Here is a 14570-nt window from a genome sequence, read left to right as displayed (position 1 = left end):
CCAATTTATTGGGGTTTTGCCCCTTATTTTAACAAATGTTTATTTTTCAGTTTCAAATATCGTTGTTTGGGAGCGATAAAGAAGCTAATGAGAAAGAAACTAGCAGCTGTAAGCACGATACTAGAACCTGCCGCAACGTTAAAGCTATAGCCGATAAAGAGTCCCAAAACTGAAGCTGTCGCTCCAAAAGTTGAGGAAAGGAAAATCATACTTTTCAGGCTATTAGCATACAGATAAGCAGTTGCAGCTGGGGTAATCAGCATGGCTACAATCAGGATAGTTCCGACACTTTGCATGGCTGTCACAGACACGAGAGTCAAGAGTACCATGAGAAGGTAGTGATAGAAATTGACAGGCATTCCCATGGCTTTGGCCAAGAGTTCATCAAAGGATGTTATCAAGAGTTGCTTGAAGAAAATCCAGATCAACAAGAGAATGACTGCTCCCACACCCATAGTAATAAACATATCCGTATCTTGGACGGCCAGGATATTACCAAAAAGGATATGGAAAAGGTCAGTTGAACTTTTAGCGACACTAATCAAGATGATACCGAGGGCTAAGAAAGAAGAAAAGGTAATGCCGATGGCGGTATCGCTTTTGATAATCGAGTTTCCCTTGATGTAGGTAATGATGATGGCAGCTAGCAATCCAAAGACAATGGCTCCGATAAAGAAGTCAAGGCCCAAGATGAAGGAGAGGGCTACACCTGGTAAGACAGCATGTGAAATGGCATCTCCCATGAGTGACATCCCGCGTAGAATGATGAAACATCCTACAGCTCCAGCTACGACCCCGACGACAATAGCTGTTATCAAGGCATTTTGTAAGAAATGGAATTTTTGCAATCCATCGATAAATTCTGCAATCATAGGTCACCTCCATTGAAAAAGAGTCGATTACCGTAAGCTTCTTTGAGATTGGCTTCGGTAAAGGTTTCTTTGGTTGGACCAAAGGCAATCACTTCTCGATTGACAAGCAAGACTTGATCGAAGTAGTGGGGAACCTTGCTGAGGTCGTGGTGGACGATGAGAACCGTCTTCCCAGCTTTTTTCAGATCTCTCAGCGTATTCATGATGATTTCCTCACTGACAGAGTCAATCCCAACAAAGGGTTCATCCAAGAGGATATAATCGGCTTCCTGTACCAAACATCTGGCAATCAAGACCCGCTGGAATTGACCTCCAGACAGTTGACTGATTTGCCGTTCAGCGTAGTCAGCTAGACCGACGATTTCAAGGGCTTCTTTCACTTTCTTCCAATGTTTAGCCTTTAAACTGCGAAAGAGAGGGATAGAAGGAAAGAGTCCTAGCGAGACGCATTCCTTGACCTTGATGGGAAAGTTGTAGTCGATATTGATTTTTTGTTCGACATAGGCAATTCGGTGTAAGGATTTTTTAACTTCCTTGTCATCGAGAAATGCCTGACCTTGATGTGGGATAATTCCCAGCATCCCTTTTAATAGTGTTGATTTCCCAGCGCCGTTTGGACCAATGATACCGGTAATTGTTGGTCCGTGGAGCGCTAGTGAAATATCCTTAAGTGCCAACGTTTCTTTGTAGGAGACACTGAGGTTTTCGATACGTATCATAAACTTATATTCCTCCTGCCTCTTAATATACATTAAAAAAAAAATTAAGTCAAGTTAATTTTTGAAAAAATTAAAATAATAACTGAAAAATAATGGGAAACATCCGTTCATTTTTAATTGCATTCCTAGGTAATTTTTGTTAAGCTAAAAACAAGTACAAATGAAAGCGAGAACAAGATGACACGTTATCAAGATGATTTTTATGATGCAATCAATGGAGAATGGCAACAGACAGCTGAAATCCCAGCAGATAAGTCTCAAACGGGAGGTTTTGTTGATTTAGACCAGGAAATTGAAGACCTGATGCTGGCGACAACAGACAAGTGGTTGGCAGGAGAAGAGGTGCCTGAGGATGCTATCTTGGTAAACTTTGTCAAATACCACCGCCTAGTTCGTGATTTTGACAAGAGAGAAGCTGATGGTATCACACCTGTCTTACCACTTCTTAAAGAATTCCAAGAATTGGAGACTTTTGAGGATTTTACAGCTAAACTAGCAGAGTTTGAGCTTGCTGGCAAACCTAATTTCCTTCCTTTTGGTGTATCGCCAGACTTTATGGATGCCAGAATCAACGTTTTGTGGGCTAGCGCTCCAAGCACGATTTTGCCAGATACGACCTACTATGCTGAAGACCATCCTCAGCGCGAGGAGCTCTTGACTTTGTGGAAAGAAACCAGCGCAAATCTTCTCAAGGCTTATGATTTCTCTGATGAAGAAATTGAAGACTTGTTAGAGAAAAGACTAGAATTGGACCGTCGAGTTGCGTCAGTAGTGCTCTCTAATGAAGAAAGTTCAGAGTATGCTAAACTCTACCATCCATATTCTTATGAAGATTTCAAGAAATTTGCGCCTGCCTTACCCCTGGATGACTTCTTCCAAGCTGTTCTTGGACAAATACCAGACAAGGTTATCGTAGACGAGGAACGTTTTTGGCAAGCAGCAGAGCAATTCTATAGTGAAGAAGCTTGGCCTCTCCTCAAGGCAACCTTGATTTTAAGTGTTGTCAATCTCTCAACCAGCTATTTAACAGAAGAAATCCGTGTCTTGTCAGGTGCCTATAGCCGTGCGCTTTCAGGAGTTCCAGAAGCTAAAGACAAGGTCAAGGCAGCCTACCAGCTAGCACAAGGTCCTTTCAAACAAGCCTTGGGTCTCTGGTATGCCCATGAAAAATTCTCTCCAGAGGCCAAGGCAGACGTAGAGAAAAAAGTGGCAACCATGATTGATGTCTATAAGGAACGCTTGGCTAAAAATGACTGGCTGACTCCTGAAACTCGTGACAAGGCCATCGTCAAACTCAATGTCATCAAGCCTTATATCGGTTACCCAGAAGAATTACCAGAACGCTATAAGGACAAGGTAGTGGATGAAAATGCTAGTCTTTTTGACAATGCTCTAGCCTTTGCGCGTGTGGAAATCAAGCACAGTTGGAGTAAGTGGAATCAGCCTGTAGACTACAAGGAGTGGGGCATGCCTGCTCACATGGTCAATGCCTATTACAATCCACAGAAGAATCTGATTGTCTTCCCAGCGGCTATTTTACAGGCGCCTTTCTATGACTTGCATCAGTCATCTTCTGCTAACTACGGTGGTATTGGTGCAGTTATTGCCCATGAAATTTCTCACGCCTTTGATACCAACGGAGCTTCCTTTGATGAAAATGGTAGCCTCAAGGATTGGTGGACAGAGAGCGACTATGCTGCTTTCAAGGAGAAAACACAAAAAGTTATTGACCAGTTTGATGGACAGGATTCTTATGGAGCAACCATCAACGGTAAATTGACTGTATCAGAAAATGTGGCTGACTTGGGAGGAATCGCTGCAGCGCTTGAAGCTGCTAAGAGAGAACCAGACTTCTCAGCAGAAGAATTCTTCTACAACTTCGGTCGCATCTGGCGCATGAAAGGTCGTCCAGAATTTATGAAACTTTTGGCTAGCGTCGATGTGCACGCGCCAGCCAAACTCCGTGTCAATGTACAAGTACCAAACTTCGATGATTTCTTTACAACCTATGATGTCAAAGAAGGAGACGGTATGTGGCGTTCACCAGAAGCGCGCGTGATTATTTGGTAAGGCAAAAAATTTAGTCATCAGAAAAAAGGCATCCAATCAGGTGTGAAAACCTTGATAGGATGCCTTTTATAGTGGAAAGACTGCTGGATAATGTACTTAAAATGCGATAGTCATTGTCACCATCTTACTAGAAAAAGGGATTGAAGGTCTTTTCATGGGCGATGGTCGTAGCTGGACCATGTCCTGGATAGACATCGTAGTTTGGTAGGGTGAAGAGTTGAGTCTGGATACTATGGAGGAGTTGTTCCATGCTACCAGTTGGAAGGTCGGTCCGTCCGATTGTTTCACGGAAAAGAGCATCACCTGTCAAGACTAGGTGAGCATTAGGAAAGACGATAGAAACACCGCCGATGGAGTGACCTGGTGTTGGCAAGACAGTGAAACGAAATTCCTCCAGTTGGTATTCTTCGTGAAAGACAAAGGTGCGTTCAGCCGGTTTTGCGACCACATCTGCCATATCATCGTGGCGGGGAAGTCCAGAGAGATTGTCGACAGGAGTATAGAGCCAGCTGGCTTCGCTCTCTGCGATATAGACAGGAGGATTGCCAAAAGTCTCGCGAACCAAGTCCAGACTCATGATATGGTCATAATGGGCGTGGGTCAGGAGAATAGCGCAGATCGGTTTGTTGAGGTTCTCGATTGTCTGACGAATGGCTTCCCAATGACTACCAGGATCTACTACGATAAGGTGATTTTCGCCTTCCAGGTAATAGGTGTTTTCATAGGCAACAGGATTGACGGTTTTATGGATTTTCATATTAGCTCCAATCTCAAAGAATGTACTAAATAAGTATAGCACAGTTAGGGAGAATAGGTAAGGATTTAGGATGAACTTAAAAACCAGCATGACTAGATGAAGACAGGCTGGTTATCAATTTATCAATATTGGAGAGGTGTCAATTGCCCTTCATAGGTTGCATAAACTCCGTCATTAGCTTGTTTGATAGATGTGATGTTTAGAGTGCCACCGTAGTTGGCTTCTCGTTTGTCACTATATTCACTATAAGTTATTCTATTGGGCAGGTTCTGGTCGTTAGCATAGTATTGAACGACTGTTTTTTTATAGCCTTGCTGGCTGAATAGGAACAGGCAGCAAACTCCTAACACTAGGAGAGAAAAGATAGAAATAGCAGTTTTTTTCATAGGCGTTCTCCTTATAAACTAAAGGATAAAAGAAAGCATCTTGAGGATTTTTAATTCCAAAATCCAGTCAAGGTACCAGTGTATGTGACACGAGTCCCACCGTTTGATCTTCGTACACTGTCTATTTCAAGTGTTCCTTTGAAGGTTGAATGGAAACTATCATTATATTCTGAATAGTAGATAGTTGGTGGGATGTAACCATCATCGTTATAGTATTTTGTTACTGTTTTACTATAACGATGAGAATATATACGCTCATAACGAGGACCTTCAAAGTTATTTGTTGTACTAGTTTCAGCAGCAGTGATTGGAACGGTAATAGATAGAGCAGTAGCTCCTAATAGTGTTAGTACAGTTTTTTTCATAGAATACTCCTTTGTAAAACGACGTCATTCAACTATATTGACTTGAATGAAAAGGTGATAAGGATAGGGAGTTAAATTATATTTAGGTTACAATATGGTTTCCGTTCTTCTATCTCTCCTTCTATCACCTAAATAGAAAATCTAACTGTACAATGTATTATAAAAAAATATTTCAGAATTGTCAAGCAATTCTGAAATATTTTTTTCCTATTCTGTTCCAATCTAGTTTTCATATTCTTAAAAAAGTGATAAAATGGTAGGAAGAATTGGAGAGTAGAGATGCCAAAAGAAGTGAATTTAACAGGCGAAGAAGTTGTCGCTTTAACCAAAGAATATTTAACAGAAGAGGATGTCCACTTTGTCCATAAGGCCTTGGTCTATGCGGTGGAATGCCACAGTGGCCAGTATCGGAAATCTGGCGAACCTTACATTATTCACCCTATCCAAGTGGCAGGTATTTTAGCCAAGCTCAAGCTGGATGCTGTAACAGTAGCTTGTGGTTTCTTGCATGATGTGGTGGAAGATACTGATGCGACCTTGGACGATTTGGAAAGAGAGTTTGGTCCTGATGTGCGGGTAATCGTAGATGGGGTTACCAAGCTTGGTAAGGTCGAGTACAAATCAATCGAGGAGCAATTAGCGGAAAATCATCGTAAGATGCTCATGGCCATGTCTGAGGACATCCGTGTTATCTTGGTTAAACTGTCTGACCGTTTGCACAATATGCGGACCCTAAAGCACCTTCGAAAAGACAAGCAGGAGCGCATTTCCAAAGAAACCATGGAAATCTATGCCCCACTTGCCCACCGTCTGGGGATTTCCAGTGTCAAATGGGAATTGGAAGACCTGTCTTTCCGTTATCTCAATCCAACGGAGTTTTACAAGATTACCCATATGATGAAGGAAAAGCGCAGGGAGCGTGAAGCCTTGGTGGATGAGGTGGTCACAAAATTAGAGGAATATACGACAGATCGTCACCTAAAAGGGAAGATTTACGGTCGTCCCAAGCATATTTACTCGATTTTCCGCAAAATGCAGGACAAGAGAAAACGGTTTGAGGAAATCTATGACCTGATTGCCATTCGTTGTATTTTAGACACCCAAAGTGATGTTTACGCCATGTTGGGTTATGTGCATGAACTTTGGAAACCGATGCCTGGTCGTTTCAAAGACTATATCGCCAACCGCAAGGCCAATGGTTACCAGTCTATTCATACGACAGTTTATGGGCCAAAGGGGCCGATCGAATTCCAGATTCGAACTAAAGCCATGCACGAGGTGGCTGAGTACGGGGTTGCGGCTCACTGGGCTTATAAGAAAGGCGTTAAGGGGCAGGTCAACAGCAAGGAATCAGCCATTGGAATGAACTGGATCAAGGAAATGATGGAGCTCCAAGACCAGGCTGATGATGCTAAGGAATTTGTTGATTCAGTTAAGGAAAACTATCTGGCTGAGGAGATTTACGTCTTTACCCCAGATGGAGCTGTCCGTTCCCTTCCAAAAGATTCAGGACCGATTGATTTTGCCTACGAAATCCATACAAAAGTCGGAGAAAAAGCAACTGGTGCCAAGGTCAATGGTCGAATGGTTCCACTGACAACCAAGCTCAAGACAGGAGATCAGGTTGAAATTGTCACCAACCCGAACTCCTTTGGACCTAGCCGTGACTGGCTCAATATGGTCAAGACCAGCAAGGCGCGCAACAAGATTCGCCAGTTCTTTAAAAACCAAGATAAGGAATTGTCTGTCAACAAGGGTCGTGAGATGTTGATGGCCCAGTTCCAAGAAAATGGCTATGTGGCCAATAAATTTATGGACAAGCGTCATATGGACCAAGTTCTGCAAAAGACCAGCTACAAGACCGAAGAATCCCTCTTTGCGGCTATTGGTTTTGGCGAAATCGGTGCTATTTCTGTCTTTAACCGTCTGACTGAAAAGGAACGCCGTGAGGAAGAACGTGCCAAGGCTAAGGCGGAAGCAGAAGAACTTGTCAAAGGTGGCGAGGTCAAGGTTGAAAACAAAGAAACCCTCAAGGTCAAGCATGAGGGTGGAGTGGTCATTGAAGGTGCCTCAGGTCTCCTAGTGCGGATTGCCAAGTGTTGTAATCCTGTTCCTGGTGACGATATTGTCGGCTACATTACCAAGGGTCGTGGTGTGGCTATTCACCGTGTGGACTGTATGAACCTGCGTGCCCAAGAAAACTACGAGCAACGTCTCCTTGATGTAGAATGGGAAGACCAGTACTCTAGCTCAAATAAGGAGTATATGGCCCATATCGATATTTATGGCCTCAATCGTACAGGACTGTTGAACGATGTACTGCAAGTTCTTTCAAATACAACCAAGAATATTTCAACAGTCAACGCTCAACCAACCAAGGATATGAAGTTTGCTAATATCCATGTGTCCTTCGGTATTGCCAATCTCTCTACATTGACCACGGTTGTGGACAAGATTAAGAGTGTGCCAGAAGTTTACTCTGTCAAACGGACCAATGGCTAATTGTCCTAGCTCTTACTAGAAAGGCTATTATGAAAATCATTATTCAACGGGTTAAAAAAGCCCAAGTCAGTATCGAAGGTCAGGTTCAGGGGAAAATCAATCAGGGGCTCTTATTGCTGGTTGGAGTTGGACCAGAGGACCAAGAGGAAGATTTGGACTATGCTGTGAGAAAGCTTGTCAACATGCGGATTTTTTCAGACGCAGAAGGCAAGATGAACCTGTCTGTCAAAGATATTGAAGGAGAAATCCTCTCTATTTCTCAGTTTACCCTCTTTGCGGATACTAAGAAAGGCAATCGTCCAGCCTTTACAGGTGCAGCCAAGCCTGATATGGCATCAGACTTCTATGACGCTTTCAATCAAAAATTAGCGCAAGAAGTATCCGTTCAGACAGGCATCTTTGGAGCGGATATGCAGGTTGAGCTGATCAATGACGGGCCAGTCACCATTATCCTAGATACTAAAAATAGATAAGAAAGACCAAGCCCAGATGGCTTGGTCTTTCTCATCTATCATAAAATACTCCAAAATGAAATCTGTTTCTGATAGGCCTTGGGGAAATCTCTTTTCAGGCTTTGGCTTATGCGATAGGAAGGAATGAGATGTCCTAGTATGAGGAGAGTGCCCTGAAGTAAAAGTGGGATACCCCTTAAAAACAGCAAGGAGAGAATCATCAGACTATCCCATAGGAGGATTTGTAAGGCAAAACGCCAGAACTTCGGTCTAATCTGGGAATAGAGTTGACTAAAGTGGTCACAAAGCTGGTTGGACAGATAGGTCAATAGTACAGGATGAAAGAAGATGAGCCAACCGCTATAAATTAAAATCCAATCCCAAGTGAGCCCCTCTTTAAATGTCAAAAATGCCAGCATGATTCCATCAATGACAAGGAGTTGAGTGGTTTTGATGAAGATGATTTTTTTCATGATAAGACCTCCTTTTCCTTAGAGACATTCCCACAAAGAGATATGTTTGTTGTAAAAGTCAGGATAGTTTTCTCTTAGGTAGTCCGCCGTCCTATAATAAAAAGTAGAATGGCAAGCAGTGATGATTGGCATAAGAGATGAAAAACGATGAGAACTAACGAAGGCTAAAAGGACAAAAAATAGAAAATCAATGGAGAGAACCCCTAAATAGTAGAAGCAAATCTTTTTATTGATTTGAGGATAAATCTCAGCGAATTGATGTTTGAGTCGGACAACCAAGCGAAATAACAGGAGTCCTTGAGTAAGGAGGAAAATAAAACCAGTGAGCAAGAGCCAGTCGAAAGCTGTCTCGGGTCTAGTGCTAAAAAATGCAAGTAGTAGCAAATCGATGACTGCAATTGCTGTAAAATGGATTCTAAAGAGTTTTTTCATGACAAGACCTCCCTCTTTTATCTATCTTCATTCTACTCCAAAAGAATGGAAGTTACAAGAAAAATGATAAAAAATTTTAGTAAGGAGATTCTGTTAGATTTCTTTATTTGATTTCCCTCTTATTGTTCCACCTCTTCATCATTCCAGACAAATAAAGCTCCGATTGCATTGAGGATATAAAAGATGTATTTTCCGATATTGGCAAAGTTTCCTTGAATGCCAGCCTTTGTCAGCTGAACGAAATTATAAATCAACCAAAAGCCCCACTGAGTTGTTAGTTTCAATGCGTTCAAAGCATTGGCAATGAGGGACAGTGCAAAGGCAATAGTTGTTACGTAGGCAAGGAGATTCATCTTTCCTCCATAGCCGATATAGTTGGTCACAAAGGCAAAGAGGAAGGCGATGATGGAGATGATAATGGCCGCCAATTTTAGCTGTTTCTGACTCATTTGGTTGGGTCTGCCTTCTTGCGAAGCTTCCCATTTCTTAATAGCAAAGGTATAAATGAGGAAGGTGACGGGATAGGTGATAATAGCCGCCTTATTTCCAAGGATATAATCAATAGCACCGGACAAAATGGTATTAACAATACCAAAGTAATTTCCCCATTTGCTTAATTTTCCCGTGAAACGAGTGGACAACATGGAAATCCCAACATTGGTTACGGAAATCAATCCAAAGGGAACAAGAGCTGTCCATGGTCCCCAGTCTACAAATTTATCGAGGCGTGAGTTGAGGTAACCAGATGCAATCGCGCTCCCAACGACCAGAGCAACTCCAAAGAGGTCAAACCATTTGGATGTAGCAAAAATTTTTAGTGATTTTTTCATAGGTTAAACTATCTTTCTTGTTTTTTACAAACATTCTACAACTAAATGAAAGCAAAATCAAATGATAGAAATAAAACCCTGAAAATCAAACTTTCAGGGTTGGTAGGGGATTGGAGAAATTAGTTGATTTTCTCGACATAGAGTTGTTTTGCAATGTCCATACTTACTTGTAAGTCCTCGTCTTTACTAAGGATAGTGAAGGTGTTGCTGAAGCCATCAAACTGCTTGACTTGGAGCTGATCACCGATGTGAAGTGAGTGCTTGTCCAGATAATGGAGAATGTCAAAACTATCATGCACCCGAGTCAGGCGGTAGGAGCCAGCTTCCTTGATGTCAGCTAGTGGGAGGTTATTGATTTCAACTAGGAGTTCTCCCTTGGCAGGAATGGTTCCTCCGTGAGGGCAGGTCTTGGGAAATCCAAGCAATTTATCCAGTCTTTCCACGAAGAGGTCAGAGACAGTATGTTCCAATACCTCAGCTTCCTCGTGAATCTGGTCACTCGTATAGTTTAAATGATGAACCAGAAAAACTTCAATCAAGCGGTGTTTACGATAGAGCTCAGAGACCAATTTGAGGCCGAGGTCAGTCAGTAGATAGCCACATTCCTTGTCCTTGAGGATGAGATTTTCGCTCTTCATCCGTTTAATCATTTCAGTTACGGCAGGGGGAGAGACTTGCATGCGGGCAGCAATTTCCTTGTTGGTAATCTTATGCAAATCTATGCTAATTTCATAAATACATTTTAGATAGTCTTCTTTATTCGGGGTCATTCGCTTCCTCTTGTCTAATATCTTTATCTAGTATATCAAAAAAAGCTAGATTTCTCTAGCTGTGACTTTTTATGTTATACTTATTGCAAGAGAAAAAACGAGGAGATGGATATGACGAAAATAGCTCTTCTTTCAGATATTCATGGAAATACCACCGCCTTGGAGGCTGTTTTGGCAGATGCTCGGCAGCGAGGAGCGGATGAATACTGGCTTTTGGGAGATATTCTCATGCCAGGGACAGGGCGTAGAAGGATTTTGGACTTGTTGGCTCAACTACCGATTACGGTTAGAGTTTTGGGAAACTGGGAAGACAGTCTGTGGCATGGTATCCGTAAGGAATTGGATAGTACTCGTCCCAGCCAACGCTATCTCTTGCGCCAGTGCCAATATGTTTTAGAGGAAATTTCCCTAGAAGAAATCGAATTGCTCCACAATCAACCACTCCAGCTTCATCGTCAGTTTGGGGCTTTGACGGTGGGAATTAGCCATCATCTACCTGATAAGAATTGGGGGCGTGAGTTGATTCATACTGGAGCGCAAGAGGATTTTGACCGCTTGGTGACCAATCCACCTTGTGATATTGCTGTTTATGGTCATATTCACCAGCAGTTGCTTCGTTACGGTACTGGTGGGCAATTGATTGTTAATCCGGGTTCGATTGGGCAGCCTTTCTTTCTAGATGCTCAGTTGCGGAAGGACTTGCGGGCCCAGTATATGATTTTGGAGTTTGATGACAAGGGCTTGGTAGATATGAACTTCCGACGGGTAGACTACGATGTGGCAGCTGAATTGCAGTTGGCTAAAGATCTTAAACTTCCCTATTTTGAGGTTTACTATGAAAGTCTGGTCAATGGGATCCACCATACTCATCATCAGGAATTTCTGAGAGAATTGGCCCAGAAAGAGGGCTACGATCGGGAGTTAGACGACTGGTTAAAAGGTGGTAACGATTGACATTACAACTAAAAAGGGTATAATAAAAGAAAAAGAAGAGTAGAGGCAGGGTAGCCTCGTAAAAAGGAGAAGAGCATGCAAATTCCAAGTAGATTTACCATTGCGACTCATATGCTGATAATCATTGCCCTCAAGGGGAAGGAAAGCAAGGTGACCAGTGATTTTCTGGCTGCTAGTGTCGGGGTCAATCCTGTCATTATCAGAAAAACCTTGTCCCAGTTGAAGAAGGCAGAGCTGATTTCAGTTGCGCGTGGAACAGGGGGAACTGAGATTGTCAAGGATCTCAAGGATATTAGTCTTTTAGATGTTTATCAAGCGGTTGAGTGTCTTGGTAAGACTGGTCAACTCTTCAGTTTCCATGACAATCCAAATCCAAATTGTCCAGTTGGAGCCCATATTCATGATGTTTTGGATCAAAAATTGGAGAGAATCCAGCTGGCCATGGAGGCAGAGCTTGGTCAGACTAGTTTAGAGCAAGTTGTGGCTGATGCAGAGAGTCAGATGAAGGATTAAGAGGGAGAGATGCCCTCTTTTTTTCTTTGGATAATTATGATAAAATAGAATCATTAAAGGAGGAAGAAATGTATCTCGTTATAGGAATTATATTAGCCTTTATACTGTCATTTTGGAAGGATAATAGAAGTTTGTGGAATCCAGTATTATTTTTATTATCTCTCATTTCAAGTTATGTTTATCTATCCTACCTTTTTTATAAAAACGGGTATGAGAATGTTCAGCTTGCTTTCTATGGTTTTGCCTTTGTTTTACTCCCCTTGCTGATTTTTCTGAGTGGCATCTTTTTAATCTATAATGGCCTTATCCTATTGAAGCGAGAGGGACGTTCAAAGGCCAATTATCTCTCGATGCTCCTTGGAATAGCCATTTTGGTATTTTTTGCCTTGATGTTATTTCGCTTTGGAGATAGATATGAATTATTTTACACTAATCACTTTCTAAACATTTTATTTGTATTCATTGCCTACTCTTATCTTATTTTTGGCTCTGCCTTTGCAGGTTTTATGTTGTACTCTATCTTGTATCTCTTTATTCCTAAGAAGAGGCATTATGATTTTATTATCATTCACGGTGCAGGTTTGTTAGGTGGAGAAAAAGTGACTCCTCTGCTGAAACGGAGGATCGATAAGGCAGTAGAAGCTTACCACAAGTCTAAGAATCCTCATATCAAAATCATAGCCAGCGGTGCACAAGGGGCGGACGAAAAGATTTCTGAGGCACAGGCGATTGTTAACTATTTACTAGAAGAAACAGATGTGCCAAGAGAAGCAATCGTCCTAGAGGATAAGTCAACTACTACCTACGAAAACCTCCTCTATTCTAAAGAACTTGGCGAGAAACTGGTAGCTAAACCTCAATTTCTCTTTGTAACAAATGATTATCATGTCTTTAGAACTAGTAACTATGCTCGCAAGCTAAAAATGAAAGGTGATGGTCTAGGTTGTCGGACAGCGGGCTACTACATACCATCTGCTTTTATTCGGGAGTACGTAGCGCTCTGTGTCAAGATGAAATGGCTTTTTGTGGCCTTTTATGTCCTTTTTTTAGTAGGTACTTTACTATCCTACAAGGGAATTATTTGGTAATAAAACTCTTCGAAAATCTCTTCAAACCACGTCAACGTCGCCTTGCCGTAGGTAGATGTAACTGACTTCGTCAGTTCTATCCACAACCTCAAAACAGTGTTTTGAGCAACCTGCGGCTAGCTCCCTAGTTTGCTCTTTGATTTTCATAGTATAAAGTACATTTTAAAAGACCTAGAATGCACATGAAATTATGTATTCTAGGTCTTTTGTTTTGTATATATTTGATTTTCAAGAGTACTATCTATTTTTCCAGGCTTGGTAACGGGTATCAATCAATAATTGGGTAAGGCGTCCCATGGTTTCTCTTTCTTTTGGAGTGAGGGATTGAGCTTGGACAAAGAGATGATGAATGTGTTCAAGTGCCTTTAAGGAAGATAGGTCATTGATGGAGCTAATCCCAGCATCAAGAATGGTGCCAAAGAAGAGGTCGAAATAGAGCTGGAGTTCCTCATCAGGGACTGTGGCCACCCATTCTTTGAAGGTTGTGTCGACTTGTTGGCTATCGCTGTTGGTCTTATCCAGCTGGACGAAGTGTTTGTCCTCAATCTGCCAACTAAAGGTATCGTGCTGGGCGATACCACCCAAGGCAGTACTGTGTACGATGATTTGGTGGTTAGGAATTTCCATCATCATACCAATAATGGCCCCTTGTGGGATGAAGACCTTGGTTTTATCCATTATCCTTTGATAGCCCTCGGTTTGTGTCAGTTTTTTATGGAGACCAGGCGCGTCAAAGGTATAAACTGCTGTAATCTGATCTTGCAAGTTTTGCTCAATTTGACTAGCAGCATAGATGGCTAAATTTCCTCCCTTGGAATGCCCAGCCAGAATGACATTTTGATTAGGATGGTGGGCAAAAAAGTTCTTTAAATAGCGAAGGGCGTGCTTTTGAGCAGGAATTTCCTTCATATAGGTCAGGTGGAAATCTTCCTTCCAGCCAATGATACTGTCATCAGTCCCACGAAAGACAATCAGATAGGTATCGAGAGTGAGGCGGTAGGTCATAGCCGCAAACTGTTTTTGCAATTCAGGATCAATGTCATTGATAAAATGGGAGAGTTTGCAATTTTTGAAGCGTTTGTGTTGAGCTAGTTCATCTAATAGCTGGAGGCGGTTTTTACTGGTCAACATGTTAGATTCTCTTGGAACCTGAGGTGCCAGGTCTAAAAGTCGCTGAGGACTTGTGGAGATCAGATTATCAAAGGGTAAGTAGGTGGTTTCTGTTAAGGCTAAAATATCTAATTCATTTAAAGGAAGGTCGTAAAAGGAATCGTGTGCGACATCTTTCAGATAATCAAAAATATTGACCATAATAGCTCCTTTCTTTTTATTTATCTTATCAAATTTCCCTTAAATTAGCTACTAGGATTGCCTCACTATGTTGGCT

At 41.9% G+C, this 14570-nt stretch carries 17 protein-coding genes and 1 pseudogene; 6 read left to right on the top strand and 12 right to left on the bottom strand.

The window, feature by feature from the left end; translation table 11 throughout:
- Positions 1–23 precede the first annotated feature (23 nt).
- On the bottom strand, positions 24–872 hold the full coding sequence (locus tag OC530_RS06325) for a metal ABC transporter permease (protein ID WP_000559787.1): 849 nt from the start codon (positions 870–872) through the stop codon (positions 24–26).
- Positions 869–1591 (bottom strand): metal ABC transporter ATP-binding protein, encoded by a 723-nt coding sequence (locus tag OC530_RS06320; protein ID WP_050256834.1) that lies wholly within the window; start codon positions 1589–1591, stop codon positions 869–871. The genes OC530_RS06325 and OC530_RS06320 overlap by 4 nt, the downstream gene beginning before the upstream one ends.
- Before the next feature lie 177 nt (positions 1592–1768).
- Here OC530_RS06320 and pepO point away from each other — a divergent pair, with 177 nt between their 5' ends.
- Positions 1769–3661, top strand: coding sequence for an endopeptidase PepO (pepO, locus tag OC530_RS06315; RefSeq protein ID WP_262080620.1), 1893 nt, complete (start codon positions 1769–1771; stop codon positions 3659–3661).
- 127 nt (positions 3662–3788) lie between these two features.
- Here pepO and OC530_RS06310 read toward each other — a convergent pair whose 3' ends face one another.
- From OC530_RS06310 to OC530_RS06300, 3 genes are all read right to left on the bottom strand, one after another.
- Positions 3789–4418 (bottom strand): MBL fold metallo-hydrolase, encoded by a 630-nt coding sequence (locus OC530_RS06310; protein ID WP_173219873.1) that lies wholly within the window; start codon positions 4416–4418, stop codon positions 3789–3791.
- A gap of 122 nt (positions 4419–4540) precedes the next feature.
- A complete protein-coding gene (locus OC530_RS06305) occupies positions 4541–4768 on the bottom strand; it encodes a hypothetical protein (protein WP_316043872.1) in 228 nt (75 codons plus the stop codon).
- 86 nt (positions 4769–4854) lie between these two features.
- Complete coding sequence (locus OC530_RS06300) at positions 4855–5169, bottom strand: hypothetical protein (RefSeq protein ID WP_016397434.1); 315 nt, start codon at positions 5167–5169, stop codon at positions 4855–4857.
- A gap of 279 nt (positions 5170–5448) precedes the next feature.
- Between OC530_RS06300 and OC530_RS06295 the strand changes: the two genes are divergently transcribed.
- Positions 5449–7671: a bifunctional (p)ppGpp synthetase/guanosine-3',5'-bis(diphosphate) 3'-pyrophosphohydrolase gene (locus OC530_RS06295; RefSeq protein WP_164226493.1), complete on the top strand. Its 2223-nt coding sequence runs from the start codon at positions 5449–5451 to the stop codon at positions 7669–7671.
- A 29-nt stretch (positions 7672–7700) separates the two neighbouring features.
- Complete coding sequence (gene dtd, locus OC530_RS06290) at positions 7701–8144, top strand: D-aminoacyl-tRNA deacylase (RefSeq protein ID WP_262080611.1); 444 nt, start codon at positions 7701–7703, stop codon at positions 8142–8144.
- Positions 8145–8182: 38 nt separating this feature from the next.
- Here dtd and OC530_RS06285 read toward each other — a convergent pair whose 3' ends face one another.
- The 5 genes and pseudogenes from OC530_RS06285 to OC530_RS06265 all read right to left on the bottom strand — a co-directional run bounded on the left by OC530_RS06285 (position 8183) and on the right by OC530_RS06265 (position 10628).
- Entirely contained in the window at positions 8183–8596 is a 414-nt protein-coding gene (locus OC530_RS06285; RefSeq protein WP_262080609.1) for a hypothetical protein, read from the bottom strand.
- An 18-nt stretch (positions 8597–8614) separates the two neighbouring features.
- Positions 8615–9028 carry a hypothetical protein gene (locus tag OC530_RS06280; protein ID WP_262080607.1) on the bottom strand — a complete coding sequence of 138 codons (414 nt, stop codon included), beginning with the start codon at positions 9026–9028 and terminating at the stop codon, positions 8615–8617.
- Positions 9029–9147: 119 nt separating this feature from the next.
- Positions 9148–9858 (bottom strand): nicotinamide mononucleotide transporter family protein, encoded by a 711-nt coding sequence (locus OC530_RS06275; protein WP_262080605.1) that lies wholly within the window; start codon positions 9856–9858, stop codon positions 9148–9150.
- Positions 9815–9997 (bottom strand): annotated as a pseudogene (locus OC530_RS06270) (hypothetical protein). Before OC530_RS06270 ends, OC530_RS06275 begins: the two are co-directional and overlap by 44 nt.
- The gene (locus tag OC530_RS06265; protein WP_054384446.1) at positions 9978–10628 is read right to left on the bottom strand and encodes a metal-dependent transcriptional regulator; all 651 of its coding nucleotides are present in this window, start codon (positions 10626–10628) and stop codon (positions 9978–9980) included. The pseudogene OC530_RS06270 and the gene OC530_RS06265 overlap by 20 nt, the downstream one beginning before the upstream one ends.
- A gap of 111 nt (positions 10629–10739) precedes the next feature.
- Between OC530_RS06265 and OC530_RS06260 the strand changes: the two genes are divergently transcribed.
- From OC530_RS06260 to OC530_RS06250, 3 genes are all read left to right on the top strand, one after another.
- Positions 10740–11582, top strand: a complete 843-nt coding sequence (locus tag OC530_RS06260; protein WP_262080599.1) for a metallophosphoesterase family protein — start codon at positions 10740–10742, stop codon at positions 11580–11582.
- Between the two features lie 75 nt (positions 11583–11657).
- A complete protein-coding gene (locus tag OC530_RS06255) occupies positions 11658–12095 on the top strand; it encodes an Rrf2 family transcriptional regulator (protein ID WP_001166795.1) in 438 nt (145 codons plus the stop codon).
- A gap of 68 nt (positions 12096–12163) precedes the next feature.
- Positions 12164–13183, top strand: a complete 1020-nt coding sequence (locus tag OC530_RS06250) for a YdcF family protein (protein WP_218764194.1) — start codon at positions 12164–12166, stop codon at positions 13181–13183.
- 21 nt (positions 13184–13204) lie between these two features.
- Here the strand turns inward: OC530_RS06250 and OC530_RS06245 are convergent, their stop codons facing one another.
- Together OC530_RS06245 and OC530_RS06240 are read right to left on the bottom strand one after the other, a co-directional pair.
- Positions 13205–13330: a hypothetical protein gene (locus OC530_RS06245; RefSeq protein WP_262080596.1), complete on the bottom strand. Its 126-nt coding sequence runs from the start codon at positions 13328–13330 to the stop codon at positions 13205–13207.
- Positions 13331–13420: 90 nt separating this feature from the next.
- A complete protein-coding gene (locus tag OC530_RS06240) occupies positions 13421–14494 on the bottom strand; it encodes a DUF2974 domain-containing protein (protein ID WP_262080595.1) in 1074 nt (357 codons plus the stop codon).
- Positions 14495–14570: the final 76 nt, after the last annotated feature.

Source organism: Streptococcus sp. Marseille-Q5619 (genome assembly GCF_946901205.1).
Classification (GTDB): Bacteria; Bacillota; Bacilli; order Lactobacillales; family Streptococcaceae; genus Streptococcus.
Note: the sequence above shows the minus strand (reverse complement) of the source record. Positions and strands in the feature narration are given on the sequence as shown.

Coding starts and splice junctions, on each gene's coding strand:
- OC530_RS06325 (WP_000559787.1), bottom strand. CDS start 872: ATGATTGCAGAATTTATCGATGGATTGCAAAAATTCCATTTCTTACAA.
- OC530_RS06320 (WP_050256834.1), bottom strand. CDS start 1,591: ATGATACGTATCGAAAACCTCAGTGTCTCCTACAAAGAAACGTTGGCA.
- pepO (WP_262080620.1), top strand. CDS start 1,769: ATGACACGTTATCAAGATGATTTTTATGATGCAATCAATGGAGAATGG.
- OC530_RS06310 (WP_173219873.1), bottom strand. CDS start 4,418: ATGAAAATCCATAAAACCGTCAATCCTGTTGCCTATGAAAACACCTAT.
- OC530_RS06300 (WP_016397434.1), bottom strand. CDS start 5,169: ATGAAAAAAACTGTACTAACACTATTAGGAGCTACTGCTCTATCTATT.
- OC530_RS06295 (WP_164226493.1), top strand. CDS start 5,449: ATGCCAAAAGAAGTGAATTTAACAGGCGAAGAAGTTGTCGCTTTAACC.
- dtd (WP_262080611.1), top strand. CDS start 7,701: ATGAAAATCATTATTCAACGGGTTAAAAAAGCCCAAGTCAGTATCGAA.
- OC530_RS06285 (WP_262080609.1), bottom strand. CDS start 8,596: ATGAAAAAAATCATCTTCATCAAAACCACTCAACTCCTTGTCATTGAT.
- OC530_RS06280 (WP_262080607.1), bottom strand. CDS start 9,028: ATGAAAAAACTCTTTAGAATCCATTTTACAGCAATTGCAGTCATCGAT.
- OC530_RS06275 (WP_262080605.1), bottom strand. CDS start 9,858: ATGAAAAAATCACTAAAAATTTTTGCTACATCCAAATGGTTTGACCTC.
- OC530_RS06265 (WP_054384446.1), bottom strand. CDS start 10,628: ATGACCCCGAATAAAGAAGACTATCTAAAATGTATTTATGAAATTAGC.
- OC530_RS06260 (WP_262080599.1), top strand. CDS start 10,740: ATGACGAAAATAGCTCTTCTTTCAGATATTCATGGAAATACCACCGCC.
- OC530_RS06255 (WP_001166795.1), top strand. CDS start 11,658: ATGCAAATTCCAAGTAGATTTACCATTGCGACTCATATGCTGATAATC.
- OC530_RS06250 (WP_218764194.1), top strand. CDS start 12,164: ATGTATCTCGTTATAGGAATTATATTAGCCTTTATACTGTCATTTTGG.
- OC530_RS06245 (WP_262080596.1), bottom strand. CDS start 13,330: ATGAAAATCAAAGAGCAAACTAGGGAGCTAGCCGCAGGTTGCTCAAAA.
- OC530_RS06240 (WP_262080595.1), bottom strand. CDS start 14,494: ATGGTCAATATTTTTGATTATCTGAAAGATGTCGCACACGATTCCTTT.